The 22,568-nt window shown below is 42.8% G+C and carries 22 protein-coding genes; 14 read left to right on the top strand and 8 right to left on the bottom strand.

The window, feature by feature from the left end:
- Positions 1-247 precede the first annotated feature (247 nt).
- Positions 248-760 carry a peptidylprolyl isomerase gene (locus AAEY78_RS08600; RefSeq protein WP_352338940.1) on the top strand — a complete coding sequence of 171 codons (513 nt, stop codon included), beginning with the start codon at positions 248-250 and terminating at the stop codon, positions 758-760.
- Between the two features lie 94 nt (positions 761-854).
- Positions 855-1,742: a UDP-2,3-diacylglucosamine diphosphatase gene (locus AAEY78_RS08595; RefSeq protein ID WP_352338939.1), complete on the top strand. Its 888-nt coding sequence runs from the start codon at positions 855-857 to the stop codon at positions 1,740-1,742.
- 106 nt (positions 1,743-1,848) lie between these two features.
- On the opposite strand, the gene orn is transcribed toward AAEY78_RS08595, so the two are convergent.
- A complete protein-coding gene (gene orn / locus AAEY78_RS08590) occupies positions 1,849-2,436 on the bottom strand; it encodes an oligoribonuclease (protein ID WP_352338938.1) in 588 nt (195 codons plus the stop codon).
- Positions 2,437-2,658: 222 nt separating this feature from the next.
- Between orn and rsgA the strand changes: the two genes are divergently transcribed.
- From rsgA to secB, 4 genes are all read left to right on the top strand, one after another.
- On the top strand, positions 2,659-3,762 hold the full coding sequence (rsgA, locus tag AAEY78_RS08585) for a ribosome small subunit-dependent GTPase A (protein ID WP_352338937.1): 1,104 nt from the start codon (positions 2,659-2,661) through the stop codon (positions 3,760-3,762).
- A 181-nt stretch (positions 3,763-3,943) separates the two neighbouring features.
- On the top strand, positions 3,944-4,399 hold the full coding sequence (locus AAEY78_RS08580) for a rhodanese-like domain-containing protein (protein ID WP_182406791.1): 456 nt from the start codon (positions 3,944-3,946) through the stop codon (positions 4,397-4,399).
- Between the two features lie 358 nt (positions 4,400-4,757).
- A complete protein-coding gene (gene grxC / locus AAEY78_RS08575; RefSeq protein WP_352338936.1) occupies positions 4,758-5,021 on the top strand; it encodes a glutaredoxin 3 in 264 nt (87 codons plus the stop codon).
- Between the two features lie 101 nt (positions 5,022-5,122).
- Positions 5,123-5,575, top strand: coding sequence for a protein-export chaperone SecB (secB, locus tag AAEY78_RS08570; RefSeq protein WP_352338935.1), 453 nt, complete (start codon positions 5,123-5,125; stop codon positions 5,573-5,575).
- A gap of 130 nt (positions 5,576-5,705) precedes the next feature.
- Here secB and adk read toward each other — a convergent pair whose 3' ends face one another.
- The 6 genes from adk to AAEY78_RS08540 all read right to left on the bottom strand — a co-directional run bounded on the left by adk (position 5,706) and on the right by AAEY78_RS08540 (position 12,650).
- Entirely contained in the window at positions 5,706-6,359 is a 654-nt protein-coding gene (adk, locus tag AAEY78_RS08565; protein WP_352338985.1) for an adenylate kinase, read from the bottom strand.
- A 232-nt stretch (positions 6,360-6,591) separates the two neighbouring features.
- Positions 6,592-7,872 (bottom strand): c-type cytochrome biogenesis protein CcmI, encoded by a 1,281-nt coding sequence (gene ccmI / locus AAEY78_RS08560; RefSeq protein ID WP_352338934.1) that lies wholly within the window; start codon positions 7,870-7,872, stop codon positions 6,592-6,594.
- A complete protein-coding gene (locus tag AAEY78_RS08555; protein WP_352338933.1) occupies positions 7,869-8,426 on the bottom strand; it encodes a cytochrome c-type biogenesis protein in 558 nt (185 codons plus the stop codon). The genes ccmI and AAEY78_RS08555 overlap by 4 nt, the downstream gene beginning before the upstream one ends.
- Positions 8,423-9,058 (bottom strand): DsbE family thiol:disulfide interchange protein, encoded by a 636-nt coding sequence (locus AAEY78_RS08550; RefSeq protein WP_352338932.1) that lies wholly within the window; start codon positions 9,056-9,058, stop codon positions 8,423-8,425. Before AAEY78_RS08550 ends, AAEY78_RS08555 begins: the two co-directional genes overlap by 4 nt.
- A 1-nt stretch (position 9,059) precedes the next feature.
- The gene (locus AAEY78_RS08545; RefSeq protein WP_352338931.1) at positions 9,060-11,060 is read right to left on the bottom strand and encodes a heme lyase CcmF/NrfE family subunit; all 2,001 of its coding nucleotides are present in this window, start codon (positions 11,058-11,060) and stop codon (positions 9,060-9,062) included.
- Between the two features lie 255 nt (positions 11,061-11,315).
- The gene (locus AAEY78_RS08540) at positions 11,316-12,650 is read right to left on the bottom strand and encodes a DUF445 domain-containing protein (RefSeq protein ID WP_352338930.1); all 1,335 of its coding nucleotides are present in this window, start codon (positions 12,648-12,650) and stop codon (positions 11,316-11,318) included.
- A gap of 476 nt (positions 12,651-13,126) precedes the next feature.
- Between AAEY78_RS08540 and mrdA the strand changes: the two genes are divergently transcribed.
- The 8 genes from mrdA to scpB all read left to right on the top strand — a co-directional run bounded on the left by mrdA (position 13,127) and on the right by scpB (position 20,954).
- Positions 13,127-15,154 (top strand): penicillin-binding protein 2, encoded by a 2,028-nt coding sequence (mrdA, locus tag AAEY78_RS08535; RefSeq protein ID WP_352338929.1) that lies wholly within the window; start codon positions 13,127-13,129, stop codon positions 15,152-15,154.
- 17 nt (positions 15,155-15,171) lie between these two features.
- On the top strand, positions 15,172-15,861 hold the full coding sequence (rsmD, locus tag AAEY78_RS08530; RefSeq protein ID WP_352338928.1) for a 16S rRNA (guanine(966)-N(2))-methyltransferase RsmD: 690 nt from the start codon (positions 15,172-15,174) through the stop codon (positions 15,859-15,861).
- 217 nt (positions 15,862-16,078) lie between these two features.
- Entirely contained in the window at positions 16,079-16,507 is a 429-nt protein-coding gene (gene rplM, locus AAEY78_RS08525; protein WP_062533540.1) for a 50S ribosomal protein L13, read from the top strand.
- A 10-nt stretch (positions 16,508-16,517) separates the two neighbouring features.
- Positions 16,518-16,904: a 30S ribosomal protein S9 gene (gene rpsI, locus AAEY78_RS08520; protein ID WP_182406801.1), complete on the top strand. Its 387-nt coding sequence runs from the start codon at positions 16,518-16,520 to the stop codon at positions 16,902-16,904.
- 282 nt (positions 16,905-17,186) lie between these two features.
- A complete protein-coding gene (locus AAEY78_RS08515) occupies positions 17,187-18,275 on the top strand; it encodes an LpxL/LpxP family acyltransferase (RefSeq protein WP_352338927.1) in 1,089 nt (362 codons plus the stop codon).
- Between the two features lie 129 nt (positions 18,276-18,404).
- Entirely contained in the window at positions 18,405-19,475 is a 1,071-nt protein-coding gene (gene trpS, locus AAEY78_RS08510) for a tryptophan--tRNA ligase (protein WP_352338926.1), read from the top strand.
- Between the two features lie 28 nt (positions 19,476-19,503).
- Complete coding sequence (locus AAEY78_RS08505) at positions 19,504-20,331, top strand: segregation and condensation protein A (RefSeq protein WP_352338925.1); 828 nt, start codon at positions 19,504-19,506, stop codon at positions 20,329-20,331.
- A 62-nt stretch (positions 20,332-20,393) separates the two neighbouring features.
- On the top strand, positions 20,394-20,954 hold the full coding sequence (scpB, locus tag AAEY78_RS08500; RefSeq protein ID WP_352338924.1) for an SMC-Scp complex subunit ScpB: 561 nt from the start codon (positions 20,394-20,396) through the stop codon (positions 20,952-20,954).
- 125 nt (positions 20,955-21,079) lie between these two features.
- On the opposite strand, the gene AAEY78_RS08495 is transcribed toward scpB, so the two are convergent.
- Positions 21,080-22,537 (bottom strand): capsule assembly Wzi family protein, encoded by a 1,458-nt coding sequence (locus AAEY78_RS08495; RefSeq protein WP_502943722.1) that lies wholly within the window; start codon positions 22,535-22,537, stop codon positions 21,080-21,082.
- Positions 22,538-22,568 lie beyond the last annotated feature (31 nt).

Raw genomic sequence — 22,568 nt, 5'->3', positions numbered from 1 at the left:
GGGGCATTGCTCCTAACGCAAGTTATCAGGTTATAGTACGTGATATCACGTTTAATAGAAAAATTTAAAAGGTAATAAAAATGATGAAAAATATACTGGTAAAATATAAAGTTGCGTTATTCTATCAGGTTTCACAAACGCATTAACAGCCTGATACATGACACGGGATAAAAAAGCCGTTAGACTAGCGACAACATTCACACACCACCGTACCATTTTAGGTATGGTTATCAAAAAGGAATATAATATGGTTGATATGCCAGTAGTACAACTTGACACCAATATGGGTGCAATCGTTATCGAACTTAACGAAGAAAAAGCCCCAAAAACCGTAGAAAACTTTTTAAATTATGTAAAATCTGGTCATTATGACGGTACTATTTTTCATCGCATCATCGACGGCTTTATGATTCAAGGCGGCGGTATGGACGCTGAGATGAACGAAAAAAGCACCAATAAGCCAGTTGAAAACGAAGCAGACAATGGTCTAAAAAATGACGCGGGTACTATCGCTATGGCGCGTACCCAAGATCCGCATTCAGCGACCAGCCAGTTTTTTGTTAACGTAAAAGACAATGACTTCCTAAACCATTCTGGCAAAAATATGCAAGGTTGGGGTTACACCGTGTTTGGTAAAGTAACAAGCGGTATGGACGTGATTGAAAAAATGAAAGGCGTACCTACTGGTCGTTTCGGCATGCACGCTGATGTGCCAAAAGAGCCTGTAGTGATTAATTCAGCAACCATCATTACTAAATAATTGACGCTCAGTAATTGATACTCAGTAATTTACGTTTTTTTAAGACGCTGACTTTTTAAAATATGATTTTAAAAATTTATTAGGATTAAGATAAATGCAGACGTTTAATCATCTTATTACCACCCGTCCTCATGACGTACGGCAAATATTGATAAGTGATTTGCATTTATCCCCTGAAGAGCCTGCCTTAGTGCAGGCTTTTTTGGCATTGCTTGATGACTGCCTTGCTCTGCCTGCGCTCAAATGCTTATTCATTTTAGGCGACTGGTTTGAAGTATGGTTAGGTGATGATGCTTATTTAAGCTTATCGGCAGATGAGCAACCAACACATTGGTTAACACCACTCATTATTAAGCTAAAACAACTTCAGTCTACTGGCTGCAATATTTTAGTAATGCACGGCAATCGCGATTTTTTATTGGGTCAAGATTTTTGTCATTTATTCGGCGGTGAGTTAATTTTTGAGCCTTATACGTTGCCAGTTGGTCAACAAAAATATCGACTAGAGCATGGCGATGCGCTATGTACTGATGATAAAAAATATCAGTTTTTTCGTAAAGTAATGCGCAATCGTTTGACGCATTGGTATTTGCTGAATAAATCACTGGAAAAACGCTTAGAAATCGCAGATAACATGCGTCAAAAAAGCCAGCAAAATAATACCAAAAAAGCCGCTTATATCATGGATGTCAATGACACTGCGGTTAATCGAGCCATCTATAGTTTTGATGCGCTGCTACATGGACATACGCATCGTCCTGAGATTCATTACAGCTCTGACGGCAAGACCCGCTATGTGCTTGGTGATTGGCGACTGCTTGATGCAGACACGCGCCAGCCTAAAGTTAGTGCAGTTATCGGCGTCGTTACAGTAGCTATCAATTCAAATAATAGTAATGGTAGTAGCAATAACACCTATAAAAACAATCATGACGACAATGCCGAGTTTGATTTATTTGAATTTAATTTTTTACAACGATAATTTTTTTGGACATAGTATAATTTTATATCAGTAAAAACAGTTTAAAAAAAGGGTCTGTTAAATAATTAACAGACCCTTTTTTCTTATCGTAATTAACAATAACTTATTAAGGTAGCAAATTAAAAAAGTGCTGACGATAATGTTTCAGCTCGCGAATAGAATCGCGAATATCATCTAGAGCTAAATGGCTGCCATTCTTTTCAAAGTTTTTAAGGATATCCGGACGCCAGCGATAGCACAGCTCTTTGATAGAGGACACATCAAGGTTGCGATAATGAAAGAACCTTTCTAATTCTGGCATTTGGCGTGCCATGAAACGGCGGTCTTGGCAGATAGAATTGCCGCACATTGGCGACTTGCCACAATCGACCCATTTATCGAGAAACTTAATAGTTTCTGCTTCCGCTTCCGCCAAAGTCACCGTACTACGGCGCACACGATCAATCAGTCCTGACTGTCCATGTTGCTTGGTATTCCAGTCGTCCATACCATTTAACTTTTGATCCGATACCTTGATCGCAAAAACAGGTCCTTCTGCTAAGACATTTAAATCTTCATCGGTCACGACAGTTGCAATCTCGATAATCTCATCATTTAAAGTATCAAGTCCGGTCATTTCTAAATCTATCCATACCAGCCCTTTTTTACCTTGATTTTTGATTCTAATCTTATTGGGATGGTCGCCAGTACTCATACAGTATCCTATGGTCAATAAAAATGGTCAATAAAGTTTGCAGCTGCTAATAATCAGCTCTATAACAATATCTTAAATAATATACAAAGGGGAACGCGACCGTTATGGCTGCTTATGGTGCGTAAAACGTTACAAAATCACAGTCTCATGCAGTCGCTTAAGGCTGTATGTTAGCAAATTTTCACGCTACACTGAGCAATATTTTTATAATAGGTTTTACCCATGGCATTAATTCGGCAACGCAAACTGACCAAACAGCAGATTCGTCGCATCGATAAACAACAGCTGGAGAGTCAAACCAGCATTGATGACAGCTTGATGGATGGCGTGGTCATGGCGCACTATGGTAAGCAATTAGAGGTGCAAGTGACCAGCCTGCCTGATTTTATTCCTAAGCAACCAGAAATCGCTCCTGATGATCCTGAGCCGTTTTGGCAGGAATTAGCGCTTGGCGACATTTGGCGTTGTCATGTACGCACTAACCTGCCGATGCTAGCCGCTGGCGACCAAGTGCGTTGGAATGCCGATTCTAATACTGGATTTGGACGCATTGAGTCAGTAAAACCGCGCACGTCTCTTGTTTCGCGTCCCGATCGCTACCATAAGCTTAAGCCAGTTGCAGCTAATGTCGATATTCTTGCTATTGTATTTGCGCCACTGCCTGCTGCTGCCCCTACTTTGATTGACCGCTATTTAGTCGTCTGCCATCATGCCGGTGTCAAGCCGCTGCTGGTGCTGAATAAAGCGGATTTATTAGCGGAAGAAAACGGGGTCGATACTAATGAGCTGTTGGCGCAATATGCCGCACTGGGTTATGAAAGTGTGCTAACTTCGGTTGATTGTCCAGAAAATATTGCAGATAGCAATGATCAGCAAGGACTTGGCGATTTAAAACAGTTTATTGATAACAAATTGGTCATCTTTGCCGGTCAATCTGGTGTCGGCAAAAGCAGCTTAATCAATGCCCTATTGCCCGACTCCGCGCAAAGCGTTAATATCATCTCTGATAACTCAAAGCTTGGGCAACATACCACCACGACTAGCCGCTTATTGCCGTTTAATCCAGATGACCTGACCCAAGGTGGTATTGTTGATACGCCCGGTATTCGTGAATATGGCATTTGGCATCTGACACCCGATGATATTATCTCAGGCTTTGTCGAGCTTGCACCCTTATCTGGTGACTGTCAGTTCCGTGATTGTCGGCATACGCATAATAGTAAAGGCTGCGCGTTGTGGCAAGCAGTTGCCGATGGCGACGTACTCCAGCGCCGCGTTGAAAATTTAGTGACCTTGCGAGAAGAAGCCGATACCAAACCGTATTAGCGGTTATGAGTGACGATAAGAAAAGCTGAATACAAGTCACTCTTAAATGCAAAAGTAGCAAAATAGCAGTCACGTTATCGCTCGTTTACTATGAATAGTCAAATCGGTATAATAGCGCCTTGTTCCCTGACTTAAGCTGTATCCGCAGCCTGATAGAACACTTATTTTTTGGAGGTATGTTTTGGATCGTGCGTTTGAATTTGTGGGTCACCACCCGTTTTTGTTTGGTATTTTAGCCGTACTTGCCGTCATGTTTTTTGCTATTGAAAACAAACGTAGTGGCAAAAAAGTGTCGCCTAATACGCTTGCTATGATGGTCAACTCGCAAAACGCGCAATTGATTGACATTCGTGCCAAAAAGAAATTTACCACCGGTTATATCCAAGGCAGTCGTAATATTCCTTTTACTGACCTTAAAGATCGTATAGAAGAGATACGCGCTATTGAAGCCCCTGTTATTATCATCTGTGATATGGGCATACAAGCAGGCGCAGCTATTCAAATGATTGGTAAAGACAGTGTGTATCGTCTAGATGGCGGTGTTGGTGGATGGCAAGCAGCAGGCATGCCATTGGTTGGTATCAAAGACGTACCGGCTAAAAATAAAGGCAAATCTAAACCAAATTTGCTCAAGTAAATTGATTTAAGCCTTATATTGCTCCTGTTGTATAAGAGAGTATATAAAAAGACACGCCATTATGCCGTGTCTTTTTCACAATGGGACTTTTTTACAAGTGACTTTTTATGAGCGACTTTGTAAAACTTTAATAATTGACGCTTGAATTTAGTCACCTTATCCCCACTTTATAATGAGCATAATAAAATATCGTATTATCTTCATATAGAGCTATAGCGCGCTACATAGAATAATTATCAATATATGTCTACTAGCAATACATAGCGACCGGCTTTGGTAATTTTTAGCACAATGCTTTTTATTACACCGTTTGCTAGTTCATCTACAGCTCGATACACTTAGAAATTAAGGATTTACAATGACTGTTTCTGTGAAAGTTTATACCACTCCTATTTGCCCTTATTGCACCAACGCTAAGCAACTTTTAGCATCAAAAGGCGTGACTTACGAAGAAATTGGCATGCATGATATGAGCATGGATGAGCGCCGTGCCTTGATGCAAAAAACCAATAACTATCGTACTGTACCGCAAATCTTTGTGGACGATACCTTCGTTGGCGGTTTCGATGAGCTAAATCAGTTAAATCAACAAGGTAAACTGGATGAGTTACTAGCCGGTTAATCTGCGCTTTTGATTACCTAAAATATTCAGAGAACTTTATTCTGACTGTTTTTATAATGACCATAACGACAACAACATTTTTTTATATTTGAGGATTTATCATGGCTGACGAACAAGCACAACCACAATTGGCACTAGAACGTATTTACGTAAAAGATATGTCACTTGAAGTTCCGGGCGCAGAAGTATTCACTAAAGAGTGGAACCCTGAATTAGATATCAACTTATCTAGCAATGCTGATAAACTTGACGATGAGCATTATCAAGTGGTGTTAACGGTTAATGTTAATGCTAAAAATGCTGGAGAAGCGGCATTTATTGCTGAAGTTCATCAAGCCGGTATTTTCTTACTAAAAGACATTCCAGAAGACCAAATCGGACAAATTTTAGGCGCATATTGCCCTAACGTATTGTTCCCTTACGCGCGCGAAGTGATTAGCGACATCGTTACTCGTGGTAGCTTCCCGCAGTTATTGTTAGCGCCAGTTAACTTTGATCAAGCTTATGCCCAAAGCCAGCAGCAAGCTCAAATCGATGCTGAAGGTAACGCTTAAGTTTTTAGCAGCTATTTGAGTAAGTATCTGATTATTTAAGATGTTTTCTATTACTTTCAGCTAATAAAAAATCCTACTTATTATGAGCAGGGTTTTTTATTAGCTGAAAATGACTGAATGAAAGTAACGATTAACCTTTTAGCGTGGTTAATACTTGTTGCTTCACATCATCGATACCTTGCGTACCATCAAATTTATTATAAGCAGGCGCATTTTCGCCCTCAGTGGCTTTATCTTGATAAAAACCAACCAATGCTTCTGTTTGCTGATGATAAGTCGCTAGACGCTCACGAATCGTAGCTTCTTGATCGTCTTCACGTTGAATCAAAGCTTCACCGGTAACGTCATCAATGCCTTCAACTTTAGGTGGATTATGATCGACATGATACACACGACCTGAGCCAGCGTGCTGGCGACGACCAGACAAGCGCTTAACGATTTCATCATCTGGCACACTGATTTCGACTACATGGTTGATTGCCACATCAGCATCAGCAAGGGCTTGGGCTTGCGGAATAGTGCGCGGAAAGCCATCAAAGATACAGCCATTAACACAATCAGGTTTTGCGATACGCTCTTTTACTAAGTTGATGATTAAATCGTCAGAAACCAGACCACCCGCATTCATGATACCTTGTGCTTTTTTACCTAGCTCTGTACCTTCTTTTATCGCAGCACGCAGCATATCGCCTGTCGAAATCTGGGGAATATCAAACTCTTTAGAAATAAACTGGGCTTGAGTACCTTTTCCGGCACCGGGTGGACCTAGCAAAATAATGCGCATCATCAGACGACTCTCCTCAATGGGTAGAATAAATGTTGGGTTAATAAATCTTAATAGTGGTTTTTTTGCAGCGCTTACCTTACCTTGTGGTTTTAAAAACCTCAAGTATTTTTAAGCGTGATGAGCAAAATTCTGCTGATTTAGCTGATCAGAAACAATTATTAGACAGATATCAGCGCGCAAGCCTATGGCTAGCGCACTAATAAAATTAGACTAGTATTAAGATATTCAACTAAGGTACTTGTTGATTAATGTTAACCTTTACTTGGTTTTGCTCAGCACTAATCACTACAGGATTACCCGATAAATCACCCGATTCCGCAATGGCATTGCCGCTATGACTGATACGAGCAACGACAGCAAGCTGGGTTTTGTCAGCGCGTGCTGATTTCAAAGTACGCTCAGGCATCATAGCATCCAAATCACTTAGGCTAATGGTAGCCTGTCCTTGCTTTATAATACTAATTGGTAAGCGTTTGGCTGCAAATGGTGGACCACCTTTCACATCACGAATGGCAACGAATAACACATCATCACCTTTAACCAGCGGCAATAAACTACCGTCGATTGTAACGGTGACGTCAATTCCTTGCGCGGCTTGAGCGGCCTGAGTGCTTACATTGGCACTTAGCTCATCTAAACTTGCTAGCGCCTTTGAATGATCGCCAGGCTTAGCAGAAATACTATTGCGTAAGCGCTTAATCCAGCCTTGTGCTTGCTCAAAGTTACTGCCACGCGCCTCACCCATTGCCATCAGCATTTGCGCGCCTTCATGCTCTGGATTCTTTTCTAATACACCTTGCAACACGCGGCGGCTATTGGCATCGAGCTGACCTTCATTGGCAAAAAAGCTGATTTGCGCGTAAGTTGTGGCGATTTCTTCGTTATCAGGCGATAAGCGGTAAGCGCGCGACAAGGCTTCTATCGCATAATCAGTCGCTTCTAATGATAAAAACAGTTCTGATAAGCGCATCCAACGATCAGGGTCATCAGCATGGCGATGGACATTGGTCTGCATCGCTGTTATCAATTGTTGGCTGTCTTCAATTGCCCATGCTGGCGGCTGGTCTATTTTACCAGTTAGTAAATCATCGGCAACTTGTCCAACTTTATCTTCTGCTTGCCATAATTCAAATACAGGCGTGCGATTGCCTATCATGAGATATGCCATGGCTGCCAATATAGGCACCCAAATCGCCACAATAAGACGGCTTTTAACATTAGGCGCAATCATTGGCGCAACTTGGCGCTGAGCATCTAATAATTGGCGCTCAAGCTCAAGCTTTTGGTTTTGATAATGACTGTCATCAATCGTGCCATTTTCGTTGTCTGTTTTTAGTTCGGCAAGACGTTCACGAAAAACCGCTACGTTAATATCTAATAACTGATTATCAACAGGGTTTTGTTGTAAGCGCGATGCACGCAGCCATGGCGTGATAACGATAACTGCCAATACGAGAGCAATGACAGCACTTAAGGCAATAAATAAGCCGAGAGTAGAAAAAATGGTCATTTTTTGTCCTTAGGGCTTGTGATGTCATGATCGACATTCTTGGCGCGCGATAATAGGCGATCAAGCTCAGCTTGTTCTGCAGGCGTTAATGCAGCATGAGCAGGGTCAACGCTGACAGTATTGTCTCCACGCGCCAGCACTTGACGACGCTTGGCTCGCCAAAACCAACCAATGATTAAAACGATTAATAATAAGGGCGGAAAGAACCATAAAACCCATGTCGATGGACGAACTGGCGGCTTATAGCTGATAAAATCACCATAACGCTCCTGCATGTAAGCGCGTATTTCAGCATCACTGCGTCTGTCTTTAACCATATCAAAAGTTTTTTGCTTTAAGTCCTGTGCAATGGGCGCATCAGATGCTGCAAGGTTTTGATTTTGGCATTTTGGGCAACGAAACTCTTCAATCAAGCCGCGATACTGCGCTTCTTGTTGCGGTGAGTCAAAATCATAAACATCAATGGCTGCAAATGCGCTTGTGCTTAATACACCAGCCAATATGAAGCCCATGATTCTTAAAAGTATTGATGCTATTAATGGTACTCGTTTCATTGACACGCCTCCGCAACCTGCTTCACATCTGGGCTATTACCAGTTTTATTAGCATCATTGAGCACCATTAAACAAGGCGTAATACGATTCTGCCAATTGTCTTCATTGATTTCACCGATAATATGCTGGCGAATAATGCCATCACCGCCCACGATAAAGGTTTCAGGCGCACCGGTTAAGCCCAGATCTAAGGCAAATTGACCTGACAAATCCTGAATGGATACCGAAAACGGATCGCCGCGCTGGTTTAAATAGCTGAGCGCATTGCCAATCTCGTCTTTATAATTCACCCCAACGATGTTTACACCACGTTCTTTTAACTCCATCAAAAATGGATGCTCAACAATACAAGTTGGGCACCAAGACCCCCAAACATTCATTAAAAATGGCTGTTTGGGTAAATTATCATTGGTCATGGTACGGCTGGTATCTGACAGTAAAGGCAGCTCAAAAGCTGGTACTGGGCGCTCAAGTGCGGTATTGGGCACAATCTCTACCGGCTTACCAAGGCGCATATACAAAATAACCATGAGCCCAATAAAAATGATAAGCGGAATCAAAAACCAAAATTTCAGCTGTTTTTTATTCGTGATTTTGCTTTTGTTCTTTGCGTTGGCATCAGGTTTGTTCATTTTACTTGTCCCCCGCATTGATCAAAATAGGCTCATCATTAGGCGTCAGCAGCGCCGCTGGCACTTTTTTAATGCGATAGCGCTTATCGAACATACTGATTAAGCCGCCTAGTGCCATAATAATGGTACCGAGCCAAATCCAACGTATCAGCGGTTTAACATAAATACGTACTGCCCACTGATTACTGTCTTCAGCAATCGGTTCACCCAATGCCACATAGACATCACGCATCAAACTGGCATCAATCGCCGCTTCAGTCATCGGCATACCACTGATCACATAGGTGCGTTTTTCAGGATATAAAGTCGTTACCGCTTTTCCATCTTTTGTCACTGCCACTTGCGCTTGCATGCCATCAAAGTTACTGCCTCTCACTGCATGAAAGTCTTTTATTTCAAAGTCATAACCTTGCACATGAACCGTATCTCCTTCACCTAGCGCCACATCACGCTCGATACTCAAGCTACTGGTAAATGCCACACCAATGACCGCAATAATCACGCCAATATGGGCAGTTTGCTGTCCCCAGTAGCTCAGGCGCAATTGACGCAAGCCGCTGAAGAGATTCGGTGCATTTTTGGTTTTGTCTTTGAAATCAACAAGCATCCATAACAATACCCAAAAGCTAACGGCTAACGTCACACCGATATTGAGCATCGATGATGGATGAACAAAATAAGCAATAATCGCTGCTAAAACCAAGCTGCTGACTGCAATGACCATACCTACGCCTAATAGCGGACGCTTGTCTTGCTTCCAGCGGATATTAGAGCCCATACCCATAGCCACCATTAATAGCCATGTTAAAGGCACAAACAGCGCATTAAAATATGGAGGACCTACCGACACCTGACCTAAACTAAAGGCATCAGCGATAATAGGATATAACGTACCCAACAATACTACGAGTGTAGCAATCAGAATAATGGCATTATTAATAACCAAAAACGACTCGCGCGATATCAGCTGATATTGACTTTCAACCGTCAAGCGCCAACCGCGTACCGCGAACATCAACAAACCACCACCAATAACAATACCCAAAATTACTAAAATTACTAAACCACGGGTTGGGTCAGCAGCGAACGAATGCACTGAGGTAATTACCCCAGAGCGCACTAAGAACGTACCTAATAAGCTTAAAGCAAAACCAAAAATTGCCAGCATGATCGTCCATGCTTTAAAAACACCACGCTTTTCAGTAACTGCTAAAGAATGCAGCAACGCAGTACCGGCAAGCCATGGTAATAATGACGCATTTTCTACCGGATCCCAGAACCACCAACCGCCCCAGCCAAGCTCATAATATGCCCACCATGAGCCAAGCCCGATACCGATGGTTAAAAATCCCCATGCCGCCAGCGTCCACGGGCGTGACCAACGCGTCCATGCCGCATCTAAGCGACCTGCCCACAATGCAGCCATACAGAACGCAAATGGCACCACCATACCTACATAGCCCATATACAGCATTGGCGGGTGAATAATCAGACCAAAATCTTGCAATACAGGATTTAAATCAGCACCATCAACAGGCAAATTAGGCAGCGTACGATCAAATGGTGATGAGGTAAAAATCAACATAGCCAGCATCATGAGCTGCACGCCTGCCAAAATAATCAATACACGCGCGCGCATCGACAATGGCAAACCACGGCTAAAGTATGATACTAGCGCACACCAAGTGGCCATTATCGTCATCCATAACAACAGCGAACCTTCATGTCCGCCCCATGTTGCCGATAACTTATAATACCAAGGCAACAAGGTATTAGAATGCTGGGCGACGTAAACCAAGCTAAAATCATTATAATAAAACCCTGCCATCAGCGCGCCAAATGAGACAATCATGGCGGCAAACTGCGCCCACGCTAAGCTTGGTGCCAGACGTTGCAATGCGACTTGATCACGCATCACGCCAAAGGTCGGTAATACCACTTGCAAAATCGCCAACATAAAGGCGGCAAGCAAGGCAAAATAGCCCAATTCTGTGATTAACATACGGTCTAACCTTGTTTACCTTAATACGGTTACAGTTGCGAATGGGACAGCTTAAAAAGCAAGCGCCCAGTGTGTGTATGGCTGATAGTGATATAGACAATAGCGCTATAAATCACATCAATATTATAACCAAAAAATACGATAAGTTACTTAATTTACAGCATCGTACATTACCGACATTTTATTGCAGCGATGTATCTCTGCTGTATGCTCTTTGCATATCAATTTTATGCAAAATGAGGAGGCTCTTACTCTTTATTGTAAAGCTGGAAAAAACACCAAAACGAGATGCAGCCAGCCTGCCAAAAATCCTGTCAAACCGCCGAGTACTATCAGTGTCAGCTCATCTTCTCGAAAGGCAGGACGCAACAGATTTTGAAACTCATCGGGCGATAAGGCACGGATACGATCTCGAAACAGCCCAAATATCTTGCTAGCGCGGCTCTCGTTCAGTTCAGGATCGCGCAGTGGCACCATCGTTGCCGTGATTGACTTATCAATAATCGTATTTTTGAGCTGACCAAACTCACGGCGTCCCAAACTCATACGCAACGTGGTTTTTACCACAGGTGATTCGAGCACTTGATACAGATGCGATTTCATTAGCTCGCGTGTTTGTGCCGCCTTTGCACCATACATCATCTCATTCATGATATTTTCAAGCGTAACCAAATCGGTTACTACTATTTCCGCAAAAACCTCAGACACCTCTTCTTGGCGCTTCATAAAGCCACCTTGCCAGCGGAAACGGGTAATATGCGGCAGTTGCGGTTTAATAAAGGGAAAAGATTGTCGACGCTCAAAGAATTTAATATAACGGATAAAGCGTGGTTCAACAGGATTAAACACCATCCAAATCGCAATCCAATTGGTCAATAAGCCCCAAACAGCGGCAAAAAATGGCACTGTCCAATGCTGTGGCACCACTAAAAAGATAAACATTTGGATGATGCCAAAAACCAGACCAATCAAAGCACTAATATGCCAAATAAAATCAATCTCTTTTTGCCCCACTCTTAGGAACATATTGACCATCAGACGCCGATCACTTTCCATCTTATTGATAATCATTTGGCGCATATCCACCAAATCTTCAACATGATAAGTCAAGTCGGTCACCAATGCCTGCATCATCTCCGGCAAGGCTTCATGAGCTTGTGCATAGATTCGTCGCTTTAGCGCGTACGGAATATTGCCCCACAGCGTCTCTGAACGCTCGAGCATAATCTCATCAATGAGCGCCTCAAGGTTTTCATCGACCGCAGCGGTAATAAATTCCGCCATTTGCTCAGGCTCCATCGCCTGAAAGAACTCATCAAGCGAGCCAAGCTTCGAGAGCGTTTGATCAACAATGACGCCTGATATTTTGCCCGCTTTACGCGGCACAATACCTTGCCAGCCAAGACCCGGTAGCCCAAAAAACGGAAAGCCTTTGATGCGAATACCGCGAAATTGAATCGGGTAAAACAGCATCTTAAGCGCCATCCATACATGCACCCAGGTGACGAACGCCGTCACTGGCGGAATGGTGAGCATGGCAAAAAACTCTGGATGCTCAGCAAGCGCCTGCCATATCGAAGTTGCCACCATGACTCTTTTTGCCCCTGACTTATCGAGTGTTATTATGCAATAGCATTATTATTTACTGTAAAAGCCGCAAAAACGTAAAATTCACGATGACAGCAGCGGTTAATAAAAACGTCTGATTTTAGCATACTTGTCATTTATTAGCACACACTACCCTATACGATGACAATACTATCTGCCCTTTGTTGTCTAACCTTTTAAATGGGTTTTTAGCCCAGTAATTATTGGTGATTTATTTGGCTTTATATATGCTTAATAGCAGCGACTATATTGACCCGCTGTATCTATCACTTTTGCTTGTGTTCTGTTGTAGCCGCGTTCTGTTATAATTAGCAACGCACTACTTATTAAGTGCTTATTGAGCGCACCGTTTATTAAGCACAGTATTTGCTACAGACATACTCGTTATAATTTCGCTTCTCTTTTTATCGCACTGATTGCCATTTTCAATACAGCATGCGCTTTGGTAACAACTTTACATGAATAAACCGATCTCCCCAGATAATGACCAGATTGACCGCATCTTTACCCATCGCATTATTATACTTGGGCTGCTTATTTTCGCAGGTCTTGGGGTGTTGATACTGCGCTATAGCTACTTGCAAGTAGTCGCTCATGACAAGTATAAAACCCAAGCCAATAATAACCGCACTAAGCTGATTTCTTCACCGCCCAGCCGTGGTTATATTTACGACCGTAATGGCATTTTACTGGCAGACAATCAGCCCGTATTTACCGCCATGCTGAATCCCGACGAAGCGCCAAACCCTGAGCGCACTTTAAGCTTACTTGCGCCTATTTTTGACTTAACTGATGAAGACATTGTTAATATCTTAGCAAGGTTAAAGCAAAGCAAAAAAAATGATCCCGTGACCATCAAAATTGATGTGACCGACGCGCAATTGGCACAGTTTAGCGAGCGCCAGCCGTTTTTTCATGGGGTAACGATAGAAAGTAAGCTTACCCGAACCTATCCTTATGATGAGCTGTTTGCTCATGTAATTGGCTATGTCGGGCGTATTAATGATAAAGAAAGTAAAGAGATTGATAAAGAGCGTTATGGCGGCACTGATCTTATTGGTAAAATTGGTATTGAAGAATATTATGAAGATATCTTGCTGGGACAGCCCGGGCACAAAGCCGTAGAAACCGATGCGCACGGCAATCTGTTACGGCAGTTAGATACCAAAGCGCCCATTGCTGGTAATGACATTACCTTAAGTTTAGATTACGGCTTACAAATGGTTGCCCAGCAACAGCTTGCCGGACGTCGTGGCGCGATTGTAGCGATTGATCCACAAACGGGCGATGTCTTGGCTTTTGTCAGTAACCCAAGCTATGACCCAAACCCTTTTATCTCCGGTATCTCGTTTAAAGATTATGGCGAGCTACGCGAAGACCTTGACCAGCCGTTATATAACCGCGCTTTACAAGGTATGTATCCGCCTGGCTCGACTATTAAGCCTTTTGAAGCAATGGGCGGATTGCATTATGGTTTGCGCACTTGGAATACCACTATTTTTGACCCCGGTTATTTTAGCTTACCGGGCAACTCGCATCGCTTCCGTGACTGGAAAAAAGGCGGTCATGGCACGGTTAATATGGCAAAATCCATTGTCATGTCCGTAGATACTTATTACTATAAACTGGCTTATGAGATGGGCATTCAGCGCTTACATGATTGGATGGTGCGCTTTGGTTTTGGGGAGAAAACCGGTATCGACTTACCCAATGAAAAAGCTGGTCTTATGCCCTCGCCTAAATGGAAAAAGGACAGTTATGGCACTGATTGGCTACCCGGAGAGACCATTTCGGTCAGTATTGGACAAGGTTATTTCCTAGCAACGCCGTTACAGATTGCCAAAGCCACTGCCATTACTGCCAATAAAGGCTATAAAATTACCCCGCATCTATTAAAGAACAGTAAAGGCGCGGCTCCCGTTACCATTATCAAAAAACCAGATGGCAAACTTGCTTATGATGGCGACGATGAGGACTGGACACGGATGCAAGAAACGATGGAAAATGTCGTCAAACAAGGCACAGGGCGTCGCATCTATACCTCAGATTATCGTATTGCCGGTAAGACAGGAACGGCACAGGTAAAATCTATTGCTCAAGGTAAAAGCTATAATAAAGCCGCTCTCGATAAGCGTCATTGGGATCACGCTTGGTTTAATGGCTTTGCTCCAGTAGACAATCCACAAATTGCTCTCTCTGTATTGGTAGAAAATGGTGGCGGTGGTAGTGTGGTTGCTGCTCCGATTGGTCGCGCGCTATTTGATTATTGGGTCATGCAGCGGCATATTGACCCCATTTTACCGCCCACGGATAGCGAACTAAAAGCTATTAAACGCCAAAAAGCACTTGATAAGGCGCACCATGATGCTATTCGCGATCAAGAAGATGCGTTAGAGAAGAAAGCAATAGAAGATAAAGCACGTAAAGAAGAAAAGCTAAAAGAAAAAACAGAAACTAAGCCAAGTCCCACTCAAAAAATTGCCTAAAAAATAGTATAAATATTATGAAAAAATCATCAGCTTCTTTCAATTCAAATGCTAAGTCGCATACTAAATCAGGCAAAAATGGCAAAAATACTGCCCTCAGTCAAGTGCGTATAATTGGTGGACAGCACAAACGTCGTACTGTCAGCTTTATTGATGCCGATGGTTTACGCCCGACGCCCGATCGCCTCCGTGAAACCATTTTTAACTGGTTATTGATGGACATTCATGATGCGCGTGTACTCGACAGCTGCGCTGGAAGCGGCGTACTGGGCTTTGAAGCTTTGTCACGTGGTGCGGCACGTTGCACTTTTATTGAAGCCAATCGACTTCAAGCTGAGCAGCTTAACCAAAGTGCCAAGCAACTGCGTCTTGAACCGAATAGCTATGAGATTATTTATGGCGCAGCGGAACAGGTTTTGGCACAAAACCTCGCTATAAACACACTATTTAATATCGTCTTTATTGACCCGCCTTATGCCCAAAATCTTTGGCAGCCTATTTTAACCGCGCTGATTAGTCGTGCCTTAATCAATAGTGATACGCTCATTTATTTAGAAGCCGACAAAGAACTGACTCAGCCGCTTACTGAGTTGGCTGTATTATTGCAGGACACGTTATCTGCTCAAGGCTTATCAACTTTTGATTGTGTAAAACAAACTAAAGTTGGGCAAGTTGTCGCTGGACTTTACAGGCTAACCTCGTCATAATTGTTCGGCTATTATTTTTAATAGCTTATAAAAGCCTTTAAGACGCAAAAATCACGAAAAAAACCTGCTATACATTATTATTTAATAGTCAGTAGGCGAAAATAAACCCCGATGCAGCTTGCAAGCGTAGGCGCTACTGCTTATAATGTGCAGTCTGTTTTTTGAGAGCCCCGTTCCCAGACAAACTCTCAATGAATTTTAAATTTAAGGTTTTATCATGAAAACACTTAGTGCAAAACCAGCTGAAGTGACCCATGACTGGTTCGTCGTCGATGCTGACGGCAAAACCCTTGGTCGCTTAGCCACTCAAATTGCTAGTCGCTTACGTGGCAAGCATAAGACCAACTATACCCCGCACGTTGACACTGGTGACTTCATTGTCGTCATCAATGCTGAAAAAATCGCAGTAACGGGTAAAAAAGCACAAGATAAAAAATACTATCGTCACAGTGGCTACCCAGGCGGTATTAAAGAAACCAACTTCACTAAGCTGATTGCACATAAGCCTGAAGATGTTCTACATAAAGCGGTTAAGGGTATGCTTCCTAAAGGTCCTCTTGGCTATGCGATGATCAAGAAGCTAAAACTTTATGCGGGTACCGATCATCCACATGAAGCTCAGCAACCTAAAGAACTCGACATCTAAGGATACACTTATGGAACGCAATTACGGAACTGGTCGTCGTAAGACTTCTACCGCTCGTGTCTTTTTAGCGAAAGGTACTGGTAGCATTGTTGTTAACGGCAAGCCACTTGATGAATACTTCAGCCGCGAAACATCACGCATGGTTGTTCGTCAGCCTTTAGAATTACTTGACACGCCTACTGCTTATGACCTTTACATCACTGTAAAAGGTGGTGGTATTAGTGGTCAAGCTGGCGCAATCCGTCACGGCATCACGCGTGCATTGATTGAGCTTGATGAAACCAACAAACCTGCACTAAAAGCAGCTGGTTTTGTTACTCGTGACTCACGTCAAGTTGAACGTAAGAAATTGGGTCTACGTAAAGCACGTAAACGTCCTCAGTTCTCGAAACGTTAATCAAAGCTTTCTCTTATATTTTTACGTTCGTCGTCTTTATCTCAGAGCGACAAACACTATTATAAATATAAGAATAGTTTTGCAAAACCTTATAAGCTGGTTACAGCTTATAAGGTTTTTTTGGGTTTATTGGTTTTGTCATAAGATGACCTGTATATCAAAGATCATTAATGGCACCGCTTAGTTGTTGAACAGTGTGCCATATCAGTTGGCAATATTCCTTGCAAAGACTATCTTACTGCCTCATCATAATCATAACTTTTTATTAGTAGCAACGATCTTATGAAAGCGCCCGAACAATACGATCCTAGTAAACCTGCTTTAAAAGGCACGATGCCACCAAATATACAGTCATCTACCAAATCACCTGCGTTACCCGTTGGCACTCCAACAGTGACCCAAACCCATAAATTCACTGAAATTGCTAATAAAAAGCCATTTGTATGGCAGTTTTTATTGCCTAAATACTGGGGTATCTGGCTATTATTGGCCATTTTTTTACCGCTGATTTTTTTACCGCTGCGGTGGCAATTTTGGCTCGGTCGTAAGCTGGGTGTGTTTATTCATAATGTCGTAGGCTCGCGCCGCCGTGATACCTTAATTAACCTAAAACTGGCGTTTCCAGAAAAGCCAGAAGTTGAACGTGAGCTAATGGCAAAGCAAGTGTTTGTCAATCAGGGCATTGGCGTGTTTGAAACTTTATGCGCTTGGTTCCGACCTAATATCTTTACTCGCACTGTCTCTATCTCAGGGTTACAGCATGTCATTAATGCCCAAAATGACGGTCGCGCAGTCATCTTATTGGGTGCCCATTATACAATGCTTGATCTTGGCGGTATGTTCTGTACCCAGTTCTTTCCGATGGATGGCATGTATCGCCCACAGAATAACGACTTGCTAGATTGGTTTATTTATAACGGACGTACAAGTATTTTGAGCAAACAAATCTCCAACCGTGATATGCGTAGCCTAGTTGGCTCTCTTAAAAAGGGTCGTGTGATTTGGTATTCACCGGATCAAGATTACGGTTTAAAACAAGGCGTTATGGCGCCATTCTTTGGCGTACCAGCAGCAACTCTGACGGCAACGCGGCGATTGGCAACCTTAGGTAATAAAGAGCATCCACCAGCCGTAATGGCGCTGCATACTTATCGGCAGACGCCAGATAATTTGCCACGTGGCAAACGCCCCCATTATCATCTGACCATTACGCCAGAGCTAGAGAACTATCCAAGTGATAACGAAGTGGCTGACGCTACTCGCGTTAATGAAGTACTAGAGGGCTTGATTCGTATTGATCCGACCCAATGGATGTGGTTTCACAGGCGTTTTAAAAATGGACCTAATGGGCGTACTGATATTTATCAATAGTCAGCTTAATACCTTAGGGTCTATCATTATAATAAAAATAGACTGTGCAAATTTGCTATACTTTATATTCAATATCTGGCGTCCAATGCCGAATTTATAATTACTTTGTATAATATTAATGGATTTCTAATGAGCGAAAGCATCTCTTCTAGTACCTTAAATAGTGTTAAACGTATTCTTACTGGTATTACCACTTCAGGTATTCCACACTTAGGCAACTATGTCGGTGCAATAAGACCTGCTATACAATCTATTCACAATAGCGATGATGAAGCGTTCTTTTTTTTAGCGGATTATCATGGCATTATTAAATGTCATGATCCTGCACTCATTCATGAGTCAACCAAAGCGATTGCAGCTACATGGCTGGCTTGTGGCCTTGATCCTGAGCGTGTGACTTTTTATCGACAGTCGGATGTGCCAGAGATTGCAGAGCTGGCGTGGATACTCAATTGCTCGTGCGCTAAAGGTCTTATGAATCGTGCGCACGCTTATAAAGCGTCAGTCGATATCAATAATGAAAAAACTGATGTCGATCCTGATCAAGGCATCACTATGGGGCTATTCGGTTATCCCGTATTAATGGCGGCTGACATTCTAATGTTTGACGCCACTCATGTGCCTGTTGGCCGTGATCAAATCCAGCACATCGAGATGGCACGTGATATTGCAGGTACTTTCAATCATCGTTACAAGCCGCTATTTACCATGCCGACTGCTGTAGTTGACGATGATATGCCGCTGCTCACTGGTCTTGATGGTCGCAAAATGAGCAAGAGCTATGGCAATACCATTCCGCTATTTGGTGATTCTAATCCACAAGTTAGCGCCGAAAAGCAGATGCATAAAGCCATCATGAAAATTGTGACCAACTCACAATTACCTGCTGAGCCAAAAGATCCAGACGACTCTACTATTTTTGAGATTTATAAAGCCTTTGCGACCCCTGCTGAGATTGCGGAGATGCGTGCACAGTTTGCAGCAGGTATCGGCTGGGGTGATGCTAAGCAAGCCCTGTTTGAAAAAATAAATGCTGAGATTGCGCCATTCCGCGAGCGTTATGAGCATCTAATGGCTAACCCAAAAGAGCTAGAAGAAATTTTACAAATGGGTGCTGAAAAAGCCCGTCGTCATAGTCGCAAACAGTTGGATAAAGCAAGACGCGCTATTGGTATTCGGCCGCTTGCTAAATTGAAATAAAACTTTATAAGCATAGTAGACTGCTGTCATGCAAAATAAGCGATTACCGGAGTCTAACGCAGAGACTCAAGATATGTCGCTGCGTATTTATCAAACGCCAATACAGCAATTGCCGGAGGACTTATATATTCCACCGCAAGCTTTTGCTATTTGGCTTGAGCAGTTTGCTGGACCACTGGATTTTTTGCTCTACTTGGTTAAAAAGAACAACGTGGATTTGACTCAAATGCAAATATTACCCATTACTGAGCAATATTTGGCCTATATTAGCGAGCTCGATACGGCGCATTTTGAATTGGCGGGCGACTACCTACTGATGGCATCCACCTTGATTGCTATTAAAACTGAGTTATTGTTACCCAAATCGCAGATGTTAGCGGACGAACGTGACCCAAAGGCGGAGCTGATTGAACGTTTAACCGATTACGCGCAAATTAAGACGGCAAGCCAGCGCTTGGACAAATTGGTTAGACTTGAGCGTGATGTGTTTTTGGCAATGGTAAGTTTACCCAATGCGGATATTATGGCTGCAGAGCTGCCCAGTTATTCACCAGAGTTGTTAATTAATAGCTTAATAAGTATGCAGCTGCAAATGGATTATCATATGCATACGATTAAAATAGATATTGTGCCTTTGTCTGAGCGTATTGCTAGTATCAGTCGACAGTTAAACACGGATGGTGCACGTACGTTTTATCAGCTTCTTGATAAATCGCAAGGTAAAGTTGGCGTGGTGGTTAGTTTCGTCGCCGTGCTTGAGTTGCTTAAGCGTCAATTGATATCGGTTGTCAATGTGGTCAATCCTGCTACACCGCATGATCCTCTTGAGCAATTAACCTTAGAATGGTTAACTTAATACCGAAAAGCGCTATAGTCTACTTGGGATAAAACCTCAAAGTTATATAGGAGCGAATTATAATGGCAGATATGGTTAACCCTAAAGACAACCAACTATTACCTGCAGAGATAAGCAAACATATCGAAGTATTACTGCATGCATCAGAGTCCCCGCTGACGGCAAACACATTAAAAAAACAGTTGTCCTTAACTGAACAAGAGTTGGTGCTTGCTTTGACAGCACTAAAGCAACGTCTAACAGACGGTGTGTTATGTCTTTGTGGAACAGCAAGTGGCTATCGACTACAAATCGCAGATCATTACAGTCCTTTTATTCAGCGTGTTTTTCCGCAGCGTCAAGAACGCTTAAGCCAAGCACTATTAGAAACGTTAAGCGTGATCGCTTATAAGCAGCCGGTAACGCGTAGTGATGTTGAATATATACGCGGCGTAACCCTATCAAGCAATATTTTGCGACAACTCTTTGATAAGGGTTGGATTATGGAAAACGGCTATAAAGAAACGTTAGGGCGTCCAGCCCTTTTATATACCACGGCACAGTTTTTAGATGCGTTTGGATTAAGTGAGTTGGCAGAGCTGCCCCCCTTGCCAGATCTATCGCCATTCAACGCGACAGTTTAGCTATTTGTTGGCTCCTAAACGTTTTACTTCTCTTTTTTCCCTTTACCATTCATATAAAAAAAGCAGGATTTACCCAAGAATGGTAAACCCTGCTTTTTTAGCAGTTAGTTATTTATAAGAGCCTGTTAACGATATTTTAGCTCTAAGCCTATGGCTGCACCAACATCAGCTGATTCTATATTTGAATCTACTGCCCACAATCTGGTAGTCATCAATGCTTGCGGCTTAAGTTGATGCGACCACATCACATCGACCGCTTTTAGAGTATCGGATGTTAAGAAGTTCTGATTTATGGTTCTATTAGATTGATTTAATTGAGCATATTGTAACTTCGCGGTCAGAAAATCTTTTTTATTGAGCCATATTTTACCACCGATAGCAATGCTCTCAGCATCACCCCCTAACCCATGCCCTAAAGGATATCCTTGCTGATAATAGCCATCTTTATAAGTAAGATGGTTATAAGAATGCCCCTGCACTTTGCCACCTGTACGAGTATCGGCGTATTCAGCATAGAGCTGGTACGGCTTATCATAAATGCTAGAAGCATAATCCATACCTGCTAAATACATATTTTTAGAAGGCAGACCACCTGATTCATCTTCCCCAACATACTGGCCATAAATACTACCTGGTACATTAAGTAAAGACGCAAGACTCACACGCGCATCAAAACCTGCCAATTGATTGGCAGGATCTTCGTCTTCCTGACCCAAAATTGGATTATCTCTTATTCCAGTTAATGCATCAAAAAATGAACTGAAGCTCTGTTTCCTTCCTTCACCGCCCCACATAAATGTTCGTGATGCACCCACTCCTAACCAAGGGAACGGCTCAGCAGTCGCACGCATTCCAAACAGCTTGGTTCCAGGCACTGCTTCATAATCCTCCAACTGACCGCCAAACAATTGATATTGCCACGGTCCTACCCAAGAAAGATACTTTGACGTTGGTGCTTTTTGCTCATCGCGTTGCATAGTAACGCCAACCACAGGACGACTGGCATCCCCTCGTATCAAACTGCCATCATTACCAGGACCCCACCAAGCAGGAATCTGTCCTGCTATTAACCATTGATTAGCAGCAGTACCAGCAAGGTATGACCCCTCAAAACTGATATCTGAGTCGTCTATTAAATCATCATTTTTTACATTGGCTTGTAGCCGTGCTTCCCACTGTTGTTCGGTATAGCCTATCTTTGCTGTTAATTGTTGTTTTGCCATTTGATCATCAGCAAAAGTTTGAGGTAGCTGCTGGCGATCGCTTTGTACATATAAACCAACTGCCGCGTCAACACCTGCTGTAGTCGACGCCTCAATCGTAGCTTTCACTGACCGCAGCACCTGTTGCTGAGCCGTCGTCGATACATTAGCAGCTGCAAGGGCGCGACCTATCTCGTTAGCTGTTAATGGCCACGTACTGGTACTAAGCTGAGTGACACCTTGGGCATTTAACCAATCAAGCTCTGATTTTAATTTCAAATCATTCATATATAGGTTCTGTGCAGATGCCGTCATTGATACAGCTAACAGGCTACCTGCGCACAAAACACTCAATAGAGTACCTTTTTGCTTTAGAGACATGATTTTTACTCACTGTAGAGGAATTTATTAA

It is taken from the genome of Psychrobacter sp. 16-MNA-CIBAN-0192 (genome assembly GCF_040309565.1).
Lineage (GTDB): Bacteria > Pseudomonadota > Gammaproteobacteria > Pseudomonadales > Moraxellaceae > Psychrobacter.
The sequence above is the reverse complement of the archived record's forward strand: the minus strand, read 5'-3'. Positions and strand labels throughout refer to the sequence as shown.

Coding starts and splice junctions, on each gene's coding strand:
- AAEY78_RS08600 (WP_352338940.1), top strand. CDS start 248: ATGGTTGATATGCCAGTAGTACAACTTGACACCAATATGGGTGCAATC.
- AAEY78_RS08595 (WP_352338939.1), top strand. CDS start 855: ATGCAGACGTTTAATCATCTTATTACCACCCGTCCTCATGACGTACGG.
- orn (WP_352338938.1), bottom strand. CDS start 2,436: ATGAGTACTGGCGACCATCCCAATAAGATTAGAATCAAAAATCAAGGT.
- rsgA (WP_352338937.1), top strand. CDS start 2,659: ATGGCATTAATTCGGCAACGCAAACTGACCAAACAGCAGATTCGTCGC.
- grxC (WP_352338936.1), top strand. CDS start 4,758: ATGACTGTTTCTGTGAAAGTTTATACCACTCCTATTTGCCCTTATTGC.
- secB (WP_352338935.1), top strand. CDS start 5,123: ATGGCTGACGAACAAGCACAACCACAATTGGCACTAGAACGTATTTAC.
- adk (WP_352338985.1), bottom strand. CDS start 6,359: ATGCGCATTATTTTGCTAGGTCCACCCGGTGCCGGAAAAGGTACTCAA.
- ccmI (WP_352338934.1), bottom strand. CDS start 7,872: ATGACCATTTTTTCTACTCTCGGCTTATTTATTGCCTTAAGTGCTGTC.
- AAEY78_RS08555 (WP_352338933.1), bottom strand. CDS start 8,426: ATGAAACGAGTACCATTAATAGCATCAATACTTTTAAGAATCATGGGC.
- AAEY78_RS08550 (WP_352338932.1), bottom strand. CDS start 9,058: ATGAACAAACCTGATGCCAACGCAAAGAACAAAAGCAAAATCACGAAT.
- AAEY78_RS08545 (WP_352338931.1), bottom strand. CDS start 11,060: ATGTTAATCACAGAATTGGGCTATTTTGCCTTGCTTGCCGCCTTTATG.
- AAEY78_RS08540 (WP_352338930.1), bottom strand. CDS start 12,650: ATGGTGGCAACTTCGATATGGCAGGCGCTTGCTGAGCATCCAGAGTTT.
- mrdA (WP_352338929.1), top strand. CDS start 13,127: ATGAATAAACCGATCTCCCCAGATAATGACCAGATTGACCGCATCTTT.
- rsmD (WP_352338928.1), top strand. CDS start 15,172: ATGAAAAAATCATCAGCTTCTTTCAATTCAAATGCTAAGTCGCATACT.
- rplM (WP_062533540.1), top strand. CDS start 16,079: ATGAAAACACTTAGTGCAAAACCAGCTGAAGTGACCCATGACTGGTTC.
- rpsI (WP_182406801.1), top strand. CDS start 16,518: ATGGAACGCAATTACGGAACTGGTCGTCGTAAGACTTCTACCGCTCGT.
- AAEY78_RS08515 (WP_352338927.1), top strand. CDS start 17,187: ATGAAAGCGCCCGAACAATACGATCCTAGTAAACCTGCTTTAAAAGGC.
- trpS (WP_352338926.1), top strand. CDS start 18,405: ATGAGCGAAAGCATCTCTTCTAGTACCTTAAATAGTGTTAAACGTATT.
- AAEY78_RS08505 (WP_352338925.1), top strand. CDS start 19,504: ATGCAAAATAAGCGATTACCGGAGTCTAACGCAGAGACTCAAGATATG.
- scpB (WP_352338924.1), top strand. CDS start 20,394: ATGGCAGATATGGTTAACCCTAAAGACAACCAACTATTACCTGCAGAG.
- AAEY78_RS08495 (WP_502943722.1), bottom strand. CDS start 22,537: ATGTCTCTAAAGCAAAAAGGTACTCTATTGAGTGTTTTGTGCGCAGGT.